General features: G+C 58.5%; 16 protein-coding genes. All 16 read left to right on the forward strand.

All coding sequences use genetic code 11. The features are described 5' to 3' along the window. Positions 1-93: 93 nt before the first annotated feature. The 16 genes from FHW94_RS01885 to rfbA all read left to right on the forward strand — a co-directional run bounded on the left by FHW94_RS01885 (position 94) and on the right by rfbA (position 18,378). Positions 94-1,227: a DUF47 family protein gene (locus FHW94_RS01885; RefSeq protein WP_349237417.1), complete on the forward strand. Its 1,134-nt coding sequence runs from the start codon at positions 94-96 to the stop codon at positions 1,225-1,227. A gap of 27 nt (positions 1,228-1,254) precedes the next feature. Continuing rightward, on the forward strand, positions 1,255-2,259 hold the full coding sequence (locus FHW94_RS01890; RefSeq protein WP_168554097.1) for an inorganic phosphate transporter: 1,005 nt from the start codon (positions 1,255-1,257) through the stop codon (positions 2,257-2,259). A gap of 43 nt (positions 2,260-2,302) precedes the next feature. Beyond that, entirely contained in the window at positions 2,303-2,593 is a 291-nt protein-coding gene (locus tag FHW94_RS01895) for a hypothetical protein (protein WP_168554098.1), read from the forward strand. Positions 2,594-2,715: 122 nt separating this feature from the next. After that, complete coding sequence (locus FHW94_RS01900) at positions 2,716-3,492, forward strand: DUF5672 family protein (RefSeq protein WP_168554099.1); 777 nt, start codon at positions 2,716-2,718, stop codon at positions 3,490-3,492. A gap of 94 nt (positions 3,493-3,586) precedes the next feature. Further along, complete coding sequence (locus FHW94_RS01905; RefSeq protein WP_246865848.1) at positions 3,587-5,170, forward strand: glycosyltransferase family 2 protein; 1,584 nt, start codon at positions 3,587-3,589, stop codon at positions 5,168-5,170. A 453-nt stretch (positions 5,171-5,623) separates the two neighbouring features. Then, entirely contained in the window at positions 5,624-6,784 is a 1,161-nt protein-coding gene (locus tag FHW94_RS01910) for a capsule biosynthesis protein (RefSeq protein WP_168554100.1), read from the forward strand. 4 nt (positions 6,785-6,788) lie between these two features. Next, a complete protein-coding gene (locus FHW94_RS01915; protein ID WP_168554101.1) occupies positions 6,789-7,586 on the forward strand; it encodes an ABC transporter permease in 798 nt (265 codons plus the stop codon). Then, positions 7,583-8,230, forward strand: a complete 648-nt coding sequence (locus tag FHW94_RS01920) for an ABC transporter ATP-binding protein (protein ID WP_168554102.1) — start codon at positions 7,583-7,585, stop codon at positions 8,228-8,230. The genes FHW94_RS01915 and FHW94_RS01920 overlap by 4 nt, the downstream gene beginning before the upstream one ends. A gap of 339 nt (positions 8,231-8,569) precedes the next feature. Further along, positions 8,570-10,675, forward strand: coding sequence for a hypothetical protein (locus FHW94_RS01925; RefSeq protein WP_168554103.1), 2,106 nt, complete (start codon positions 8,570-8,572; stop codon positions 10,673-10,675). 280 nt (positions 10,676-10,955) lie between these two features. Next, positions 10,956-12,737, forward strand: coding sequence for a rhamnan synthesis F family protein (locus FHW94_RS01930; protein WP_168554104.1), 1,782 nt, complete (start codon positions 10,956-10,958; stop codon positions 12,735-12,737). A 14-nt stretch (positions 12,738-12,751) separates the two neighbouring features. Continuing rightward, positions 12,752-13,885, forward strand: a complete 1,134-nt coding sequence (locus FHW94_RS01935) for a glycosyltransferase (protein WP_168554105.1) — start codon at positions 12,752-12,754, stop codon at positions 13,883-13,885. 26 nt (positions 13,886-13,911) lie between these two features. After that, positions 13,912-14,688: a 2OG-Fe(II) oxygenase gene (locus tag FHW94_RS01940; RefSeq protein ID WP_168554106.1), complete on the forward strand. Its 777-nt coding sequence runs from the start codon at positions 13,912-13,914 to the stop codon at positions 14,686-14,688. 222 nt (positions 14,689-14,910) lie between these two features. Further along, positions 14,911-15,480, forward strand: a complete 570-nt coding sequence (gene rfbC / locus FHW94_RS01945) for a dTDP-4-dehydrorhamnose 3,5-epimerase (RefSeq protein WP_168554107.1) — start codon at positions 14,911-14,913, stop codon at positions 15,478-15,480. Positions 15,481-15,513: 33 nt separating this feature from the next. Beyond that, entirely contained in the window at positions 15,514-16,581 is a 1,068-nt protein-coding gene (gene rfbB, locus FHW94_RS01950) for a dTDP-glucose 4,6-dehydratase (RefSeq protein ID WP_168555398.1), read from the forward strand. Next, positions 16,578-17,462 (forward strand): dTDP-4-dehydrorhamnose reductase, encoded by an 885-nt coding sequence (gene rfbD / locus FHW94_RS01955; RefSeq protein WP_168554108.1) that lies wholly within the window; start codon positions 16,578-16,580, stop codon positions 17,460-17,462. Before rfbB ends, rfbD begins: the two co-directional genes overlap by 4 nt. Positions 17,463-17,499: 37 nt before the next feature. Then, the gene (rfbA, locus tag FHW94_RS01960) at positions 17,500-18,378 is read left to right on the forward strand and encodes a glucose-1-phosphate thymidylyltransferase RfbA (protein ID WP_168554109.1); all 879 of its coding nucleotides are present in this window, start codon (positions 17,500-17,502) and stop codon (positions 18,376-18,378) included. Positions 18,379-18,386 lie beyond the last annotated feature (8 nt).

An 18,386-nucleotide genomic window follows, 5' to 3' on the forward strand; every position in this document is an offset into this window, starting at 1 on the left:
TGTGCCGCCGACAAATCGCACGGGGGGTTATGACCAATTCTTGACGATACACCCGTGCAGCCTCTAGCGCCCGCATAGCTTTGTCCTGCCGGAGTGCGTCCCGTTCGCCAGATTGCCGCCTTGCCCTATCGCACCATCGGTGATGGCCTTTCCGCCCCCATCGAAGTCCTGCTCGTCACCTCGCGCGGGACAGGGCGCTGGGTCATTCCCAAGGGCAACTTCGGCAAGAACGAAGCCGCCCATGCCGCCGCCGCGCGCGAGGCAGAGGAAGAGGCCGGCGTGATCGGGGCCGTCTGCCCGGCGGCGCTGGGCCGTTTCGAATACCGCAAGACCCTGCGTTCGGGCGCGGCGGTCATGGTCCAGGTCCAGGTTTTTCCCTTGGCCGTGACCGACGAACTGCCGCGCTGGGCCGAAGGGGAACAACGCAAGCGCCAATGGTTTTCGCTTGCTGCCGCCGCCGATGCGGTGGACGAGCCAGACCTGCAGGCATTGATTCGCAGCTTCCGGGCCACGGAATTCCGGGCCCTTGCCACAACCGCACCGCTGGTCCGCAGCCTGGGCCACGTGAAAGAAAGACTGGGCATGTTTCACTGGTTCCAGAACCTGTTGCCGCGCCAGGGCAACTTCTTCGAACTGTTCGAGGCGCACGGCCAAACCCTGATCGCGGGCAGCAACGCGCTGGCGCGGCTGCTCCAGGGCGGGGCCGGCATGGCCGACCATGTGCGCGAGATCGCCGAGCGCGAGCACGACGCCGACGCGATCACCCGCGAAGTGCTGGTGACGGTGCGTCGCACGTTCCTGACGCCCTTCGATCGCGGCGCGATCACCTCGCTGATCAGCGCGATGGACGATTCGATCGACCAGATGCACCAGACCTCCAACGCGATCGCGTTGTATGAAGTCTCGGCATTCGAGCAGGAAATGAGCGACATGGCCGCGATCATCGTGGAATGCGCACGCGTGATTGCCGAAGCGCTGCCGCTGCTGCGCTCGATCCACGCCAACGCCGCGCGCCTGCATGAATTGACCGAGCGCCTGGTCCGCCTGGAAGGCAAGGCCGACGAGATTCACGATGCAGGCTTGTCCAAGGCATTCAAGGCCCATGGGCAGACCGCGCCGATGCAGTTCTTCGTGGCGCGCGAGATCTACAGCCACCTCGAACGCGTGGTGGACCGGTTCGAGGATGTCGCCAACGAAATCGACGGCCTGGTCATCGACCACGCCTGATGTTCTGGGCCTGAGGAACTACGTTTCATGAACCATGTGGCCGTGGCCCTGCCCCTGATCATCGCTCTGGTGATCATGGCCTTGGCGTTCGATTTCATCAACGGGCTCCACGACGCGGCAAATTCGATTGCCACGGTGGTGTCCACCCGGCTGCTCACCCCGGTTCAGGCCGTGCTGTTTGCCGCGTTCTTCAACTTTGCCGCCTATTTCACTTTTGGCCTGAAAGTGGCCGAAACGGTGGGCAAGGGCATCATCGACAAGGACGTGATCACCCCGCAGGTGATCTTTGGCGCGCTGGTCGGCGCGATGACCTGGAACGTGATCACCTGGTGGCGCGGTATCCCCTCGTCTTCCAGCCACGCGTTGATCGGCGGCCTGCTGGGCGCCGGCACGCTGCACGCCGGCACCAACGCCATCGTGTGGAAGGGCGTCACCTCCACCACCTCGGCCATCGTGCTTTCGCCGGTGATCGGCCTGGTCGTCTCGATGCTGCTGATGCTGCTTTCGTCCTGGGCCTTTGCCAAGACATCGGCACGCACCGCCGAAGGGGCGTTCAAGAAGCTGCACCTGCTTTCCGCCGCCGCCTATTCGATCGGCCACGGCGCCAACGATGCGCAGAAGACGATGGGGATCATCGCCGTGCTGCTCTATTCGCAGGGGCTGCTGGGCGGCACGTTCCATGTGCCGGGCTGGGTGGTGCTGTCCTGCTATGTCGCCATGGGCCTGGGCACGCTGTCGGGCGGCTGGAAGATCATCGAAACGATGGGCAGCCGCATCACCAAGCTGTCGCACCACCAGGGCTTCTGCGCCTCGGCCGGCGGCTCGATCATGCTTTTCGCCGCCAGCGCCTTTGGCATTCCCGTCTCCACCACGCACACCATCACCGGCTGCGTCGTGGGCGTCGGCGCCGCCCGCCGCGCCTCGGCCGTGCGCTGGAGCGTTGCCCAGCGCGTCGTGGTCGCATGGCTGGTGACGATCCCCGCCTCGGCCTTCGTGGGCGCGGTGTTCTATGAGATCGCCAAGGTTTTTTGAGGGGGCGCCGGGAGCCGTAGCGCGCCTCGCGCGTTGCGCGGCCATGAACTACTTCGAGCATCCGTTGGCGGCCCTCGCCATCCAGCTCCTCGTTCGCCGATTGGGCGGGAGCTGGTGGCTGGGGGCGGCCATCGGCTCCGCCTATTTCCTCGGCCGCGAAATTGCCCAGGCGGAATATCGCTGGATCGAACTGTTCGGCCATGGCCTGCGCGCCAATATGCCATGGTGGGGGCCTTTGGACTTGCGCGTGTGGCCCAAGCTGGACCAGTGGGTCGACTGGATCGGTCCGCTTGTGGTGACCTGCGGGTTGGCGTTGTTTGCACAGAAGCGTTGACTGGAGCCATCTGTCGGTGTGATCCGAGTTGAGAAATGGGGCGAGCTCGCTATGCGGTAGTGGTGCTGGCATGGCAGTTGCTCGCGCATTGTCAGCGGTTACATGGGCCCCTGGAGTTACGCGTGCATCGAGCCGATCCCCCGGACCATCCTATCCTTGCCTTGCCCGAGGTCACTTTGTGCGCCGTCACATCCGTGAATGTAACGGCAACATTGTGTGCGATGGAGGCATGTCTCGATCAGATCGCATTCGGCGATTGCGTCTTGCTCACCCACGCCGATGTCGTACCGGTCCAGCCGGCAATCCGCGTGGAGCGCATTGCGCCGTTGCGCTCGTCTGCCGCCTACTCGAATTTCATGCTGCAGCACTTGCCTGATCACATACACACCAGTCACGGCCTTGTCGTGCAATGGGACGGTCACGTGCTCGATGCCGCCCGTTGGGATGCGGAATTCTTGCGCTATGATTATGTCGGCGCGAGTTGGCCGCAGTTTGCCGATGGCCACGATGTGGGCAACGGCGGTTTCTCGCTACGCAGCCGGCGCTTGATGGAAGCATGCCGGGATCCGGCCTTTCGCCCGATGCATCCGGAGGATGTTGCGATTGGCCGTGTCAACCGGCGATGGCTGGAGCAGCAGGGCCTGTGCTTCGCTCCCCGTGAACTGGCAGATCGATTTTCTGCGGAACGCACGGGCGATCCGGCCACAACCTTTGGGTATCACGGCGTGTTTAACATGCCGGCGGCGTTGGGCGCCGATTGCTTCTGGCGGGTCTATCAAGAGCTGGATGAACGCGGAACGATCCGTCCTGACTTCTGGCCGCTCGTTCGCGCGGTCTTGCGGCGGCGTGGCGGCGTGGCGCGAGCATTTCAGATGATCCGGGATCGTGTTCTTGCTTGATGACGGTAACGCCTTGCACCCGGTGCAGCCCGTCAGGCCGGGACCTGTTGCCAGGCCTGATGACCCCTCGCGGTGGCGGCCAAAGCAATGGGTCTTGCTGGCCTTGGCCTATTGCGACGCCTTTCGACAAGAGCCTCGCAAGGTCCTGACTGCCATCAAATGGCGAATTCTGGGCAAGCGGTTGCGCGCCCGCGGCCAGCTTGCGCCCTTGCTCCACCTTTCTCCCTATGCGTACCGGCTGTGGATGGCGCGGCGTGAGCGGATTCGCCACCATGCCCCGCTCGGCCAGTTAGCCGAGCCCGAGATTTTGGCGCTAATAGACGCGATGGGGGACGTGGATGCGAATCATCTGGCGCAGACCCGGGAGATGCTCAGGCAGCAGGGCATTCCCTCCGTTGTAGTCGGTCCGCCGCCTCACACCTCCTGCGCCGACGTCGCAGCGTCGATGCCACGGGATGCGGCATCGTGGCTCTTGCTTATGCAGCCCGGCGATGTTTTGTCCCATAGCGCCATCGACCAGTATCGGGTGGCCATCGCCAACAACCAGGCTGCAGTTCTCTATGCCGACGATGATCTGATCGGTCCTGGCACGCAGCGTGGTGAGCCGCATTTCAAGCCCGGCTGGAATGCACCATTGTTCGAGCATTTCGATTACATCACCGGGTCATGTATCGTGCGCGCCCGGCGGAAAGATCTGCTGCGGGTGACAGGCCGCGTGACCTGGGCAAGCGATCTGGTGGCAGGTATACTCGCCACAGATTCGCTGCCGCCCTGCCATCTGCCTGCGGTCTTGCACCATCGGCGTCTCCGACCGAGTCCAAGATTGCCTGCCATGCCGTTAAAGCGGGAAGCAGGTCTGCCGTCCGTCACGGTCATCGTGCCCACCCGCAATCGGGTCGATCTTCTTCGCCCTTGCCTCCAGGGGCTGGCCGCAACGCGCTATAGCCGGCTTGATATCATTGTCGTGGACAACGGCAGCGACGATCCGGCGACCTTGGCCTATCTGGACAGCCTTGATCGTGCCAGCCACCAGGTGCTGCGCCATGATGGCCCTTTCAACTATCCGGCCATCAACAACCGGGCGGTGCGCAACGCGCAGGGAGAGCTGCTCTGCCTGCTCAACAACGATATCGAAATCATCGATCCCGAATGGCTGGCGACCATGGCTACATCGGCGCTGCGTCGGGATGTCGGCGCGGTGGGCGCGCGTCTGCTTTACCCGGACGGACGTATTCAGCATGCCGGGGTCGTGCTGGGCATTGGTGGAGCCGCCGCCCATGCTCATCGTTTGCTCCATCCTGACGAAACCGGCTATTTCTCGCGCCACAACCTGCCCCAGTTCGTCTCGGCGGTAACGGCCGCTTGCCTGGTTGTAGATCGCGCCAAGTTCGTTGCGGCTGGAATGCTGGATGAGGTTGCCTTTCCCGTCGCGTTCAATGACGTAGACCTTTGCCTTCGTCTCAACCAACGAGGATGGCAGTCGTTTTACGAACCGCGGGCAACCCTGATTCACCACGAATCGGTTTCGCGTGGGCATGATCGCGATCCGGTCGGCGCAGCCCGGTTGGAACGGGAACTGGCTGCTTTGAGGCAGCGGTGGGGTACGGACCGTATGGTTGATCCATTCCATCACCCTGAACTCAGCCGTGAGAGCGAACGCTTTGCGATTGCCCTGTGACTCCATCTGGCGATGGTGCCTGACGGTTTTCATTCAATTTACGGGCAGTTCTTCCAACCACCCGTCCAGATGATTGCGAATTGCGGCGGAAAAGACTGCTTGCATTGCACTTCGGATGTTTTTTGCGACGAATCCATATGTGCCAGCAGGCACCCATTATGGATGATGTTGTGGAACTGATGCATCGGCTGAGCGTTGATTCTCCCAAAATCTAAACATTTTGGAAAATACATAATAATTTCAGACGTTTGGTAATCTTCTCAGGTGTCGATCAGGGGGCGGGCTGCTGCAGTGCCACCCTGCGCGCTTTTCGCCAGTCTGTCGGACTGCCGTCATTATGCAGGACAGGGTGGTGACCAGCGCTTGCACTGATTACGGCCTTGCCCTAGCACGGAGGGGAAACTGTCAATGGCACAGGGAAGGCCCTCTGCCAGATCGTTCTATGCAGGTCTTATGAACGCTGAGAATATCCATGCTGTTGACGGTCAAATATCGTCAAGTTCGTCTAAGTCGGTGAACTGGATCAGCAAGAATCGTTGGTTCGTGTTATTTGTCATAGTTCCGACAATATTGTCAATCTTTTACTACGGCTTCATTGCCAACGACATCTATGTGTCCGAGTCGCGCTTTGTTATCAAGTCGCCTGATGAGAAGCGTCCGCAACTCTCGTCTTTGGCCAACCTGATTCAGACGACGGGGCTTTCGGCCGGCCAAGAGCAGGCGAATGAGGTGCTTGATTTCATTCGATCGCGTGATGCTTTGGCGAATCTTCAACAGCGGATTAATATTCGTCAGCGTTATGACCGTGGAGCTGATGTTTTTTCAAAATATTCTAAGGATATTTTTGGAGATTCATTCGAGTATTTGTATAAATACTATACGCGGATGGTCGATGCCAATCTGGACACCCAGACCGGCACGGCAGTGGTGGTGGTCAAGGCATATACGCCAGAGGATGCCTACCAGATCAACCAGACGTTGCTATCCCTGAGTGAAGACATGGTCAACCGGCTGAACGATCGAGCGCAGGGACGCGGCATTGCCGAGGCGCAGCAGCAGGTGGAGCAGGCGACTGAGCGGGCGCGCAAGATTACGGCCGCGATCACGCAATATCGTAACCGCTCGGCGTTGATCGATCCGGGCAAGCAGGCCGGCGGCGTGCTGGAAATTGCCAATCAACTGGTTGGTCAGCGTGCGGCCCTGCAAGCGCAACTGGAAACCATGGAGCGGCAGACGCCGCGCAATCCTTCGATTCCTGCGTTGCGCAACCGGATTGCCGCAATGTCCGCGCAGATCGCCCAGCAGGATAGCCGAGTCGTGGGTGGCAGTGGCACGATTGCGTCCAAGCTGGGCAACTACGAGGACCTGCTGGTCGAGCAGAAGTTTGCCAACGACAGCCTGACCGTGGCCAACGCATCGTTGGTGCAGGCGCGCTCGGATGCGCAGCGGCAGAAGTTCTATCTTGAGCGCGTGGTCGAGCCCAACCGTCCCGACATCGCTCTGCTGCCCAAGCGACTGCTCGGCATCCTGACGGTCGCGGCCTCGGCTCTCTGCATTTATTTTGTCGGTTGGATGCTGGTCGTCGGTATTCTCGAGCACGCTCCAAAGGACTGATCTGATGGGCCACGGTCTTTCATCGCGGATGCGCAAGAGTCTTGCGATCCAGGGGCGCGTCATCCACGCACTGATCATCCGGGAACTGATCACGCGCTTTGGGCGCGAAAACATCGGTTTTCTGTGGATGATGGTGGAGCCGCTGCTGTTTGCGAGCCTTGTGGCGGTCATCTGGCGCTATCTGCACGGCCCCGAGGAGCATGGTGTCGGTATCATTGCCTTCGTGGTGACAGGCTACATTCCGCTCACCCTGTTCCGGCACGTTGTTTCCCGAAGTGTAGCGATTTTTCAAGCCAACAGCAGCCTCATGTATCACCGCCAGATCCAGATTCTGGACTTCATCATCGTTCGTTTCGTGATTGAAATGCTCGGCTCGATGATGGCGTTTCTGTTGGTTGCCGCGCTGTTGGTTGGCTTCGATCTCTTTCCTGTCCCGGCAGATCCTGGTCTGATGATTGCGGGGTGGCTGGTTTATTCGATATTCTGCTTTTCGCTGTGCCTTGTAATCGCACCTTTGTCGGAAAAGTCCGAAGTTCTCGAAAAGTGTATTCCCGTCGTCACTTATATCATGATTCCTTTTTCTGGCGCATTTAGCATGGTTTCTTGGCTTATGCCCAATCTACGTGGATATATGCTGCTGTCGCCTTTCGTTCACGGCATGGAAATGATCCGTGGTGGTATCTGGGGCAATAAAGTGACCGTCTATTATGATGCACTCTATCCCTTGGGTGTTTCGCTGGTCTTGGCGGCGATGGGTCTGACAATGTGCCGGCGTATTCGCCGAGAGTTGGTCGTTGAATGATTGAGTGCGAAAATGTCTGCAAGTCCTACAAGATGGGGCATGGCCGCAAGCATGTACTGCATGACGTGAACCTGCGCATCGCCGCGACGGACAAGATTGCCTTTCTAGGCCGCAACGGCGCCGGCAAGTCGACTTTCATCAAGATGATCGGTGGGGTCGAGATGCCGACGTCGGGCGCGATCAGGCGCAAGATGTCGGTTTCGTGGCCGCTCGGTTTCAATGGTGGATTCCAAGGCAGCCTGACGGGGTATGACAACGCGCGGTTCATTGCCCGCATCTATGGCAAACCCTATGGCTGGATGAAGGATTTCATTGAGGATTTCACCGAGTTGGGGCGCCAGCTCGCCATGCCGGTGAAAACCTACTCATCGGGTATGCGTGCCCGTCTGGCATTCGGTCTTTCGCTGGCGATCGACTTCGACTGCTACCTCATTGATGAAATCATTCTGGTGGGTGACAGCAATTTTCGCATGAAGTGCCAAAGGGAGTTGTTCGAGAAGCGAAAGGACCGCGCATTGATCCTTGCTTCGCACGACATGGCCGTCATTCAGGAACTGTGCAATCGGGCGGTCATCTTCCGCAATGGCGAGGCGATCCCCTACGATGATGTGTCCGCTGCCATTGCGGAGTACGAACGCCTTTGATCACCCGCCCGTTGGGCGCATTCCGCTTTGGCAGAACGTGAGTCAGTGCGAAACTGTTTTGCTCCCTTCAGGAACATGATGCCGTGCTGTGCGTTTGTCCGGCTGGCGCCGCTGCGCACAAGATTGCCAGCGAGCCGGAGGCCTTTTGCGGCTTGCCGCAGTAAAATTGACGCGGGTTTTCTAGCTTGGGAATTTTGAAGATTTAGCCAGCATATCGGTTCAATTTGTAGAGCAATTTGAGAGGTGTGCTCTTGATGCATGGTGCAGGTTCGGCGTATCGCCCGTTCTGCGATAGCCCGGTTTTGCCCCGAAGCTAGGTATCTTTTGGATGACTGAAGATTGACGACAGATAGCGATCGCGCTGTTGAAAGCGTAGGAGCCCGCAGGGATCAGCACCTGGCCGGTGAAAAGGTTGCTTTGCTCGTGCTGGGTATGCACCGGTCGGGAACAAGTGCGCTGACACGCGTTCTCAATCTGCTCGGGTGTTCTTTGCCACAGCAGGTGATGGGCGGAAATCCGACCAATCCTGTCGGGCACTGGGAACCCCAGGCTATCGTCGATCTCAATGACGAAATTCTCGAAGCCGCCGGGTCTGCCTGGAATGACTGGCAGAAACTCAACCCCGGATGGGAAAAGTCGCACGCGCGTGCAGGGTTCGTTCACAAGGCGGCACAAACGCTGCAGGCAGAGTACGAAGGCAGCTCCTTCTTTGTCTTGAAGGATCCCCGAATCTGCCGGATCGTGCCGTTCTGGCTCGATGTCTTGCAGCAAAACGGCATCGAACCCAGGGTCGTCATTCCCATCCGCAACCCATTGGAAGTGGCGGCTTCGCTGCACGCGCGCGACGGAATCGACCTCTCTATCGGATACCTGATCTGGTTGCGATATATCCTGGATGCCGAGCGTTCCACCCGTGGCGCGCAGCGCGTCTTTACGACCTACAGCGGCCTGCTCGAGGATTGGACGAAGGTTATCGAGCGCATCGCGGACCGTCTTGCTATCAGTTGGCCACGTTATTCCGCGCGCGTGACGCTGGAAATCGAAAGTTTTCTCGACAAGTCATTGCGCCACCACGCGCATACCAATCTGGGCGCTCTTAACGGATCGGCCGTGCCGGCGTGGGTGCGCCAGACCTATGATATCGTCCAGGGTTGGTCTGAAGGCGCTGAATCTCCTGGTGATTTTGTCGCTTTGGACGCGATCTCCAGAGATCTCGACGCCGCCGCTGCCGTTTTTGCTACGCCGATGGCGCTTTTCCAGCAGGCAACGGTGCGCCTCCGCGATGCAGCAGGGCACATTGCTGCCGCCGATGGCGAGCGCGATACCGCCATCGGGCGTGCCGATGCAGCGGAACGCGCGCTGGTCGAGCAGCGGGAGGAGGTGGGGAGGCTGGCGTCGCGGTTGGCGGAGCAGGAAGGCCAATTCGAAACGTTCCGGAGCGAGCGCGATGCGGCATTGCTACGGGCGGATAGCGCCGAGCGTTCGTTGATTGAGCAGGGCGGGGAGGTCGAGCGCGTTGCCAGTCTGTTGCAGGATCGGGAACGGGAGCTTGAGGCGTCCCGCGCTTCATGCGATGCCGCGATGTCCCGTGCCGATGCTGGCGAGCGAGCGCTGCGCGAACGAAGCGCGGAACGCGATGCTGTTGCTGCAAAGCTGGTGGCTGCAGAAGCGCGGCAAACCGAATTGCAGGTGGCGCTGGATGTCGCGCAGGAAGCAAGGCTAAGCCTCGAACGGGACCTGATCGACTACCGCCGCGAACAGGAAGCAGTTACTGCAAAGCTGGCTGAAACGGGTAGTGAGCTACTTCAGCGCAAGGAAGAGCTGAGGCAGATCTGGGCCGAATTGTGCACGGAGAAGGCGCGGGCAGAAGCGCTGGAAGCGGAATGCAAAAATCATGCGCAGGAACAGGCGCGGCAACAGCGACTGTTGGAGCGTGAGCGGGAACGCGGGAGTGAGCGCCTCCGCACGCTGGAGGCGGCCCAGCAGGAACTAGCTCATGTTCGCGCCGAGCTTGTCGAGGCGAAGAAGTCCCTCGAACAGGCTCGTCAGGACAGTGCTGACAGCCAGAGCAAGCTGGCAGTTATCGAAACCGAAATGGAAAAGACCCATGCTGCGGCACGCGCCGCGGTGTCGCAGCGGTCGCAGACATTCAATGAAATCGCCATCGTCACGCAATTGCTGCGCGATAGTGAACAAGAAGTGCAGACCCGCGATGAAACCGTGCATTGGTTGAGCCAGGTCTATGCCATCATGCTACGGCGACCGCGCTGGTGGGTCTTCCTGTCGCGAAAAGCGCAGTTCAAGCGCCTGAGCCGGCGTGTGGAAATGCGCGGGATGTTCGATTCCGAATCCTATCTCGCCAAAAACCCCGATGTGGCAGCGACAGGGGCAGATCCGTTACGGCACTATATCACGCACGGGATTAAGGAATCTCGTCGTCGATGAGTATTGGAGCTTGATGCCGTGGCATTGATCCCCTTTGAGCGCATCGCGCGATGTACTGGCTCGGCGAGGCACGCGGATCAGGCGCGGTGGCCCCAACAGGCGGCGCGGCGCTTTTTAGAGCACCCTGCATTGCAACCACTTCGGACGGGCCGCTTTCGGCCCATCGTCGTTTCGATCGTCGGGCACGATGCACCTATATCGCGCCATTTTCGCCTATCGCGCTGGACCAAAATCGGCCTCACCAAGGCGGGTCAATGCTATGTCATCAGGCTGCAAGATCATGAACGCTGATTTCCGATCGCAATTGTCGCAGTTGTTGTCTTCCGGGCAATTTGACGCGGAATGGTACATGCGTCGCTACCCGGATGTCCTCCAAACGGGTATGGGGCCGGCCGAGCACTACCTGTGGCTCGGCAAGAGGATCGGCCGCAGAGGCAAGCCGTCAAACCCGGGTGACGAATTGATCGACCTTGGTGTGTTCAAGCCAAGGGCGCAGGAAGCAGGCAGCGGCAAAGCGCAGCGAGCAGATGCTGGGGTGGCCCACGCGGCTCCGACCGCCGAAGCCATGATCGACCGATTGGCTGATTGGCCAGGGTTGGACAAAGCCTATGTCTGTTACCAACTGGGGATCGAGCCGCAGAAAAGTGCGAGGCGTGTTGCGGAGCTATACTATAATGAAATAAGAAATCGCAACATCCTCCCCAACGCGTTGTTTGATCCAGAATACTACAGTTATTATAATGATCTAAATTTTGGCGATGACGAAATTTATCACTATATCACTGTGGGTGCTGGGAAGAAATTTCATACTCATTCTTTGTTCGATCTGGAATGGTATCTGAGTAAGTATCCCGAAGCAAAAAATTCCGCGGACCTTCTGGTGGATTACTGGAACCGCGGATACCGAGAGCGGCTTCTTCCCATAGACCCGGAAAAGGTGCCTGTTCTCGATTCGATCCGTGCGGTTTTCTTCTCAAACGTGTTTGATTGCGATTCCCATTTTGATGTTGCGACGTACCGTCAGTTCAATAAGGATCTGGCGAACATGCCGGATGCGGAACTCGCTGCCCATTTCGAAAAGGTTGGACGCGCTGAGAACCGGATCGGCAGTTTGACGACTTTGCTCAGAGACGCAGGTCTTCCTGGGCATTGCATTCCTGTCGACTTCGATCCGAAGCAATACGTATCGTTGCATGTGGATCTCGAGAAAGAATTTAGCGACAATCCGTGGCTTGCGATACCACATTTTGTCAGATCAGGTTTTAAAGAAAAGCGGCGGTACAGTTTTCACCAGATTGGTAGCGTACGTCCGATTCTGTTGGAATCTCAATATCATGATGTCGCACCTTTGGTTGGCAAAAAGCCATTCTGTGTTTTGGTGCATTTGTATTATCCTGATATGTGGGATGAACTACGAGCGTATATTGCCAATATTGACGTCGATTTTGACCTATATGTGAATTTTGTCGAATCGACGTGGCTCGGGGCAGTGATGGCCCAGGTGCGTGAGGATTTTCCCAAGGCGAAGATCAAGATATCTCCCAATGAAGGTCGCGATATCGGCGGGTTTTTCTCGTTGCTGAAGGGTGTCAATTTCGCGGATTACGTCGCTTTCACATTGCTTCACAGCAAGAAGAGCCCGCATGTGACACGCGATTACGCCGCAATGTGGAAGAAAAGCCTGCTGGGCGCGATCCTGGGCGACAGCGAAACGGTCAGGCAGAATCTCACTGCTTTCCTCACCGATCCCGAGATCGGCATTGTTGGTTCGGTGCAGACGCGCCATCTCGGCCTCGAAAGCAATGCTGCCGGTATGCGCAAGCTGTTTCAAATCTACGGCATCTCGCCCGAGCATGAAGAGTGTGAATATGTCTCCGGAACGATGATGATGGTTCGTTCCGAAGTCATGGAGGCCGTTTACCTGCCGCTTGCCCATCACCAGTTTGTAAACGGCGATAACAAGGGCATCGAGCACCACATCGATGGTCAGGTCGAGCATTCCGTGGAACGGATCTTCGGCAATGTCATGCGCCAGCTTGGCTATCGTTTCCTTTGGCGCTGAGTGCAGGGACAATCATGAAAATCGCCTTCATTCTGCACGACCTGAGCATGACCGGGGCGCCCAAGATCGGGGTCGATATGGCCGCGATCATGGCGCAAGAACACGATATCTACCTCGTTTCCAAAAAGGAAGGACCGCTCCGGGCTTTTGCCGAGCAGCAGAATTTCAAGGATGTGCGGGTCATTCCGACCAGCTATGAATATGAACATACGCCGCTACGCGCGCGCGTGGCCAGATATCTTGATTATCTGGAGGAAGTGCAACCGGACTATGTCTATGTGAACTCCATCGCATCGGGGGACTGGGCACCCGCCTGTCGGGAGTTGAATATTCCGTTTGCGCTCCATGCCCATGAAATGAGCGTGGATTTCCAGGCACTGCAAAACATCGGCGTGTTTCGACCCACCGATATTCACGCGGCGCACCTGGTTGTTTCCGCGTCTGAGGAGTGCGGGAACGATACCCGCAGCGAATTGGATCTGGGCGGGCAGATGATCTACAATTTCGGCGTGGGGATCGATTGTGGCGCGGTTGCGCGCAAGGCCCGCGAACCGTTGCCCGAAGCCTTGAACGCAGTAGGAAAGCGGCTGCAATGGACCGGCAGCGAAGCATTGGAGCGCAAGCGTGTGGTGATGTGTGGCGTGGCTTGCGAACGCAAGGGCGCCGATCTGTTCTGGCAACTGGCCGAACGCTGCCCGGAAATGGATTTCGTGTGGGTCGGGCCGTGGGATGACGAGATCGGGCGGTCGACCAATCCCGCTATTCCGCTCAACAAGAAGAAAAGGCTCGCCAACCTCTACTGGACCAACATGCTGTCCAATCCCTACCCGGCGATCCGGGCCGCGGATCTGTTCATGCTGTCTTCAAGAGTCGATCCCAATCCTCTGGTTGTGCCTGAAGCCATGAGTCTTGGTCTGCCGGTCTGTACATTTGCGGAAACCGGCGGTTCGCGGGTCTGGACGGAGCGGTTTGGATTTTCGCTGGCGGGCAAGATCGAGGTTGATCGTATGGAGAATTTCACGCGGCGCTTCTTCAACCAGGGCCATGGCCAGTTCACATTGCCTGATGAATTCGTTCAAGAAGCCGATATTCATAGTAAAATGAAATCTTTAATGAATCTCATCAAGGTTGAAAAAGAGTTCTTGTGACTGGCCTTTCCACTTGGGAAATTGATATGATCGACTATGAAAATTTCGATAGATCCGTCCAGTCCTATGGCAAGGAAGGTCCATTCGACCACTGTGTAATCGAAAATTTTTTTGAAGCCGATGTCGCCAAGGCGCTTGAGGCAGAAATGCCGACCTATGATTCGGATGACTGGTTTTTCTACAACAACTCGATCGAGCATAAGAAAACCCAGAATAGTTGGGAAAAGTTTCCCACGACAACCTATCGTGCCTTTGCCGAATTGCAGTCACCGGCAATGACCGACCGGCTTTCCGCTTTGCTGGGTTGCCCGCTCTATGTCGATCATGGTCTGCACGGCGGGGGCTGGCATATTCACGGCGTTGGCGGTAATTTGAACCCGCATTTCGATTACTCGATTCATCCCAAGATGAAGCTCGAGCGGGTCCTAAACATCATCATCTACATGTCGTCCGATCTTCGTCCCGAACATGGCGGCGATCTTGGTCTGTGGGAGCACGACAGCGAGGCGCGGCAACCTGGCAAGCTGGCCAAGGAAATCGCACCGGCGTTCAACCGTGCCGTGTTGTTCAATACCACCCAGAACAGTTGGCACGGCATGAGCAAGCCCCTGACGGTAGAGGACGGCATCTATCGCAAGAGCCTGGCGATCTACTATCTGCGCGATCCCGCGCCAGATGCCGACATCCGCGGTCGTGCCCTGTTCGCACCGCGCGAAACGCAGCGCGACGATGAAAAGGTCCTGGAAACGATCCGCCTTCGTTCCAATGTAAACACCTCCAAGGATGTCTATCGCACCACCTGAGGAATGGCGCGGGCACGGATCGTGGGGCATTTTCCGATCCGCGTGCGTGTTGGCGCTAGGGCCGTACAGCTTGCTTCGATACGGTCTTCCCTGTCGACCCGTGGTCTACGCTGCATCCGGCTTGACATGGTTTGGCCGACCGGAGCACGGCCTGGGGTCGGACCGTTCGGACGAAATTGCTGTAGATGTATTGGTTCTGTCTAGAAATTTCGAGTAAATGTTATGCAGGTTCTGGGTTTTGAGATCGACGACGTAAAATTGCTGGTGCCTAAGCATATTGGCGATGCGCGTGGGTATTTCGCCGAAACATTTCGTGCGGACCTGTTCGCCAGCCACTGTGGTGACTTTACCTTCGTTCAGGATAACGAGTCGCTCAGCGCCAAGGTTGGTACGGTGCGTGGTCTGCATTTCCAATGTCCGCCCCACCAGCAGGGCAAGTTGGTGCGCTGCACCGCAGGGGCTCTGTTCGACGTGGCGGTGGATATCCGCAAGGGCTCCAAGACCTTTGGCAAGTGGGTTGGCGAAAAGCTGACGCCGGAAAACGGCAAGCAGCTTTGGGTGCCGCCGGGATTCGCGCATGGTTTTTGCTCGCTCGCGCCTGACACCGTGATCGCCTACAAGGTGACGGACTACTACAGCGCGGAATGCGACAAGGGCGTGGCGTGGGACGACCCGGAGATTGCGATCGAATGGCCGAGTGTGGCCGATGTCGGCACGCTTTCTCCCAAGGATATCAAGCAGCCGACGTTAGCTGAAATCCCTGCTTATTTCTCGATGGAATGCTCGGGCTGATTGTTGGTTGGTCCGTTTCGGAGAATTTTCTGTATGCGCGTCATTGTAACCGGCGGTGCCGGCTTCATTGGTTCGGCCCTCGTGCGCTATCTTGTGCTCGAAAAGGGCTATGATGTTCTGACAATCGATGCGCTGACTTACGCTGGCTGTCGGGAATCGCTGCGTGCGGTAGAGGGGCGGGGTAACCATCGCTTCCTTCATGCTGACATCCGCGATGCGCCGGCCATGGCGCAGGCGATCGACACGTTCCGGCCCGACCGCATCATGCATCTGGCCGCAGAGAGCCATGTGGATCGCTCGATCACCGGTGCGGCCGATTTCATCCAGACCAATATCGTCGGCACGTTCGTGCTGCTCGAAGCGGCGCGCTCCTATTGGAACGGTCTGACCCCTGCGGCCAAGGCCGAGTTCCGTTTCCTGCACGTTTCGACTGACGAGGTCTATGGCTCGCTGGGCGACGAAGGGCTGTTTACCGAAACGACGCCCTATGATCCTTCGTCACCCTATTCCGCGTCGAAGGCAGCATCGGATCATCTCGCCAAGGCTTGGGAGCGCACCTATGGTCTGCCTGTGGTCGTATCGAACTGCTCGAACAATTATGGCCCTTATCACTTCCCCGAAAAGCTCATTCCGCTGACCATCCTTAATGCCCTCGATGGCCGGCAGTTGCCGGTCTACGGCAAAGGTGAAAACGTGCGTGACTGGCTGTTTGTCGACGATCACGCCCGCGCCCTTGACGTGATCATAGAGCGTGGCCGCGTCGGTGAGACATACAATGTTGGTGGCCGCAACGAGCGGCGCAACATCGACGTGGTGCGCCGCATCTGTGCCGTGCTCGATACCCTGGTGCCGGCCGATACCCCGCGCGAGGCGTTGATTGGGTTCGTCACGGATCGGCCCGGGCACGACGCCCGCTATGCAATCGACGCTACCAAGCTGGAAGATGAACTGGGCTGGCGTGCCAGGGAAACGTTCGACACCGGGATCGAAAAGACCGTTCAGTGGTATTTGGACAATGCGTGGTGGTGGCGCCCCTTGCGTGACCGCTACGATGGCGCGCGTCTGGGGCTCGACGCCGAGAGATCCAGGGTGTCTGCGTGAAGATTGCCGTTACCGGCCGTCACGGCCAAGTCGTTTCGAGCCTTGTGGAGCGCGCGCGCGTCGCGGGCCATGATATCGTGCCGCTGGGGCGGCCGGAAGTCGACTTGGCAAAGCCGCAAACGCTTGGAGACGCACTGGCTTTGATCGGGCCCGATGTGGTGGTGTCTGCCGCAGCATATACGGCCGTAGACAAGGCTGAATCGGAGCCGGACATGGCTCACGCGGTGAATGCGGATGGGGCTGGCGCCGTGGCGGCAGCGGCCGAGCAACTCGGTATCCCGATCGTACATCTTTCGACCGACTACGTCTTCGATGGCCATCTGCACCGTCCTTATTGCGAAAGTGATCCCACCGGGCCCGCGGGCGTCTATGGCGCATCCAAGTTGGCAGGGGAAAAGGCTGTGCTGGCGAATTGCGCGCGCAACGCTGCGATCCTGCGAGTGGCTTGGGTCTATAGTCCTTTCGGCGGCAATTTCGTCAAGACGATGCTGCGGCTTGCCGCGGACCGGGACGAGATTGCGGTGGTGGCGGACCAGATCGGCAATCCGACCAGCGCGCTGGATATCGCCGATGGCATCCTGGCTGTAGCTGGCAACCTTGTGGACAATCCCGATCCAACCTTGCGCGGGGTCTTCCACATGACGGCGGCGGGCGAAGCCAGTTGGGCGGCGTTCGCCCAGGCGATCTTTGCCGCTTCCGCAATGGGGGGCGGTCCCTCGGCGCGGGTACGACCCATTCCCAGCGCGGATTATCCCACCCCTGCCATCCGGCCCATGAACTCCCGTCTGGACAGCAGCCTCATTGCTCGGGTGCATGGTGTGGCCATGCCCGATTGGCATGGCGCGATGGAGCAGGTGGTCCAAAGGCTTCTGGCAGCCTGACGAGAATCGGCGAACGATCTATACAAGGAATAGGCACATGAAGGGTATCATTCTGGCGGGGGGGAGCGGCACCCGGCTTTATCCGATGACGCTGGCCACCTCCAAACAGTTGATGTCGGTCTATGACAAACCGATGATCTATTATCCGCTCAGTACCCTGATGCTGGCCGGCATTCGCGAAGTCCTGATCATTTCGACTCCACGTGACCTCCCCGCGTTCCGTGCCATGCTGGGCGATGGATCGCTTTGGGGCATGAGGCTGGAATATGCAGAACAACCCAGCCCCGATGGCTTGGCGCAGGCCTATGTCATCGGTGCTGATTTCGTGGGCAATGCGCCGTCTGCGCTGATCTTGGGCGATAATATTTTTTACGGACACGGGCTGCCGAATCTTTTGCAGAACGCCATTTCGCGCCCGGCGGGGGCGAGCATTTTCGCCTATCGCGTGTCCGATCCGGAACGATACGGCGTCGTCTCGTTCGGCGCGGACATGAAGGCGGTTTCGATCGAGGAAAAGCCGGAAAAACCGCAGTCGAACTGGGCGGTTACCGGGCTCTACATCTATGATTCGCAGGTTGTCGAAATCGCCGCCAATATCCAGCCTTCGCCACGCGGCGAGTTGGAAATCACCGACGTGAACCGGGTCTATCTCGAGCGGGGTGAACTGTCCGTCGAGATCATGGGGCGCGGTTATGCCTGGCTCGATACCGGCACGCCCGACAGCTTGTTGGATGCGGCAGAATATGTGCGGATCCTTGAAAAGCGGCAGGGTTTCAAGATCGCCAGCCCGGAGGAAATTGCGTTTCGCAATGGTTTTATCGACGAAACCGGCTTGCAACGCGCTATCGATAAACTGGGCAAATCGGATTATGGGCGCTACCTCAGGACCGTTCTGTCAGGGGACCTGAACCGGTAACATAGCGG

The sequence above is a fragment of the Novosphingobium sp. SG720 genome (genome assembly GCF_012275365.1).
Taxonomy (GTDB): Bacteria; Pseudomonadota; Alphaproteobacteria; order Sphingomonadales; family Sphingomonadaceae; genus Novosphingobium; species Novosphingobium rhizosphaerae.

What these genes read in the sequence shown, in the direction of transcription:
- FHW94_RS01935 (WP_168554105.1), top strand. Translation starts at nt 12,752, where the DNA reads ATGAAAATCGCCTTCATTCTGCACGACCTGAGCATGACCGGGGCGCCC.
- FHW94_RS01895 (WP_168554098.1), top strand. Translation starts at nt 2,303, where the DNA reads ATGAACTACTTCGAGCATCCGTTGGCGGCCCTCGCCATCCAGCTCCTC.
- FHW94_RS01915 (WP_168554101.1), top strand. Translation starts at nt 6,789, where the DNA reads ATGGGCCACGGTCTTTCATCGCGGATGCGCAAGAGTCTTGCGATCCAG.
- rfbC (WP_168554107.1), top strand. Translation starts at nt 14,911, where the DNA reads ATGCAGGTTCTGGGTTTTGAGATCGACGACGTAAAATTGCTGGTGCCT.
- rfbB (WP_168555398.1), top strand. Translation starts at nt 15,514, where the DNA reads ATGCGCGTCATTGTAACCGGCGGTGCCGGCTTCATTGGTTCGGCCCTC.
- FHW94_RS01910 (WP_168554100.1), top strand. Translation starts at nt 5,624, where the DNA reads ATGAACGCTGAGAATATCCATGCTGTTGACGGTCAAATATCGTCAAGT.
- FHW94_RS01930 (WP_168554104.1), top strand. Translation starts at nt 10,956, where the DNA reads ATGAACGCTGATTTCCGATCGCAATTGTCGCAGTTGTTGTCTTCCGGG.
- rfbA (WP_168554109.1), top strand. Translation starts at nt 17,500, where the DNA reads ATGAAGGGTATCATTCTGGCGGGGGGGAGCGGCACCCGGCTTTATCCG.
- FHW94_RS01920 (WP_168554102.1), top strand. Translation starts at nt 7,583, where the DNA reads ATGATTGAGTGCGAAAATGTCTGCAAGTCCTACAAGATGGGGCATGGC.
- FHW94_RS01890 (WP_168554097.1), top strand. Translation starts at nt 1,255, where the DNA reads ATGAACCATGTGGCCGTGGCCCTGCCCCTGATCATCGCTCTGGTGATC.
- FHW94_RS01940 (WP_168554106.1), top strand. Translation starts at nt 13,912, where the DNA reads ATGATCGACTATGAAAATTTCGATAGATCCGTCCAGTCCTATGGCAAG.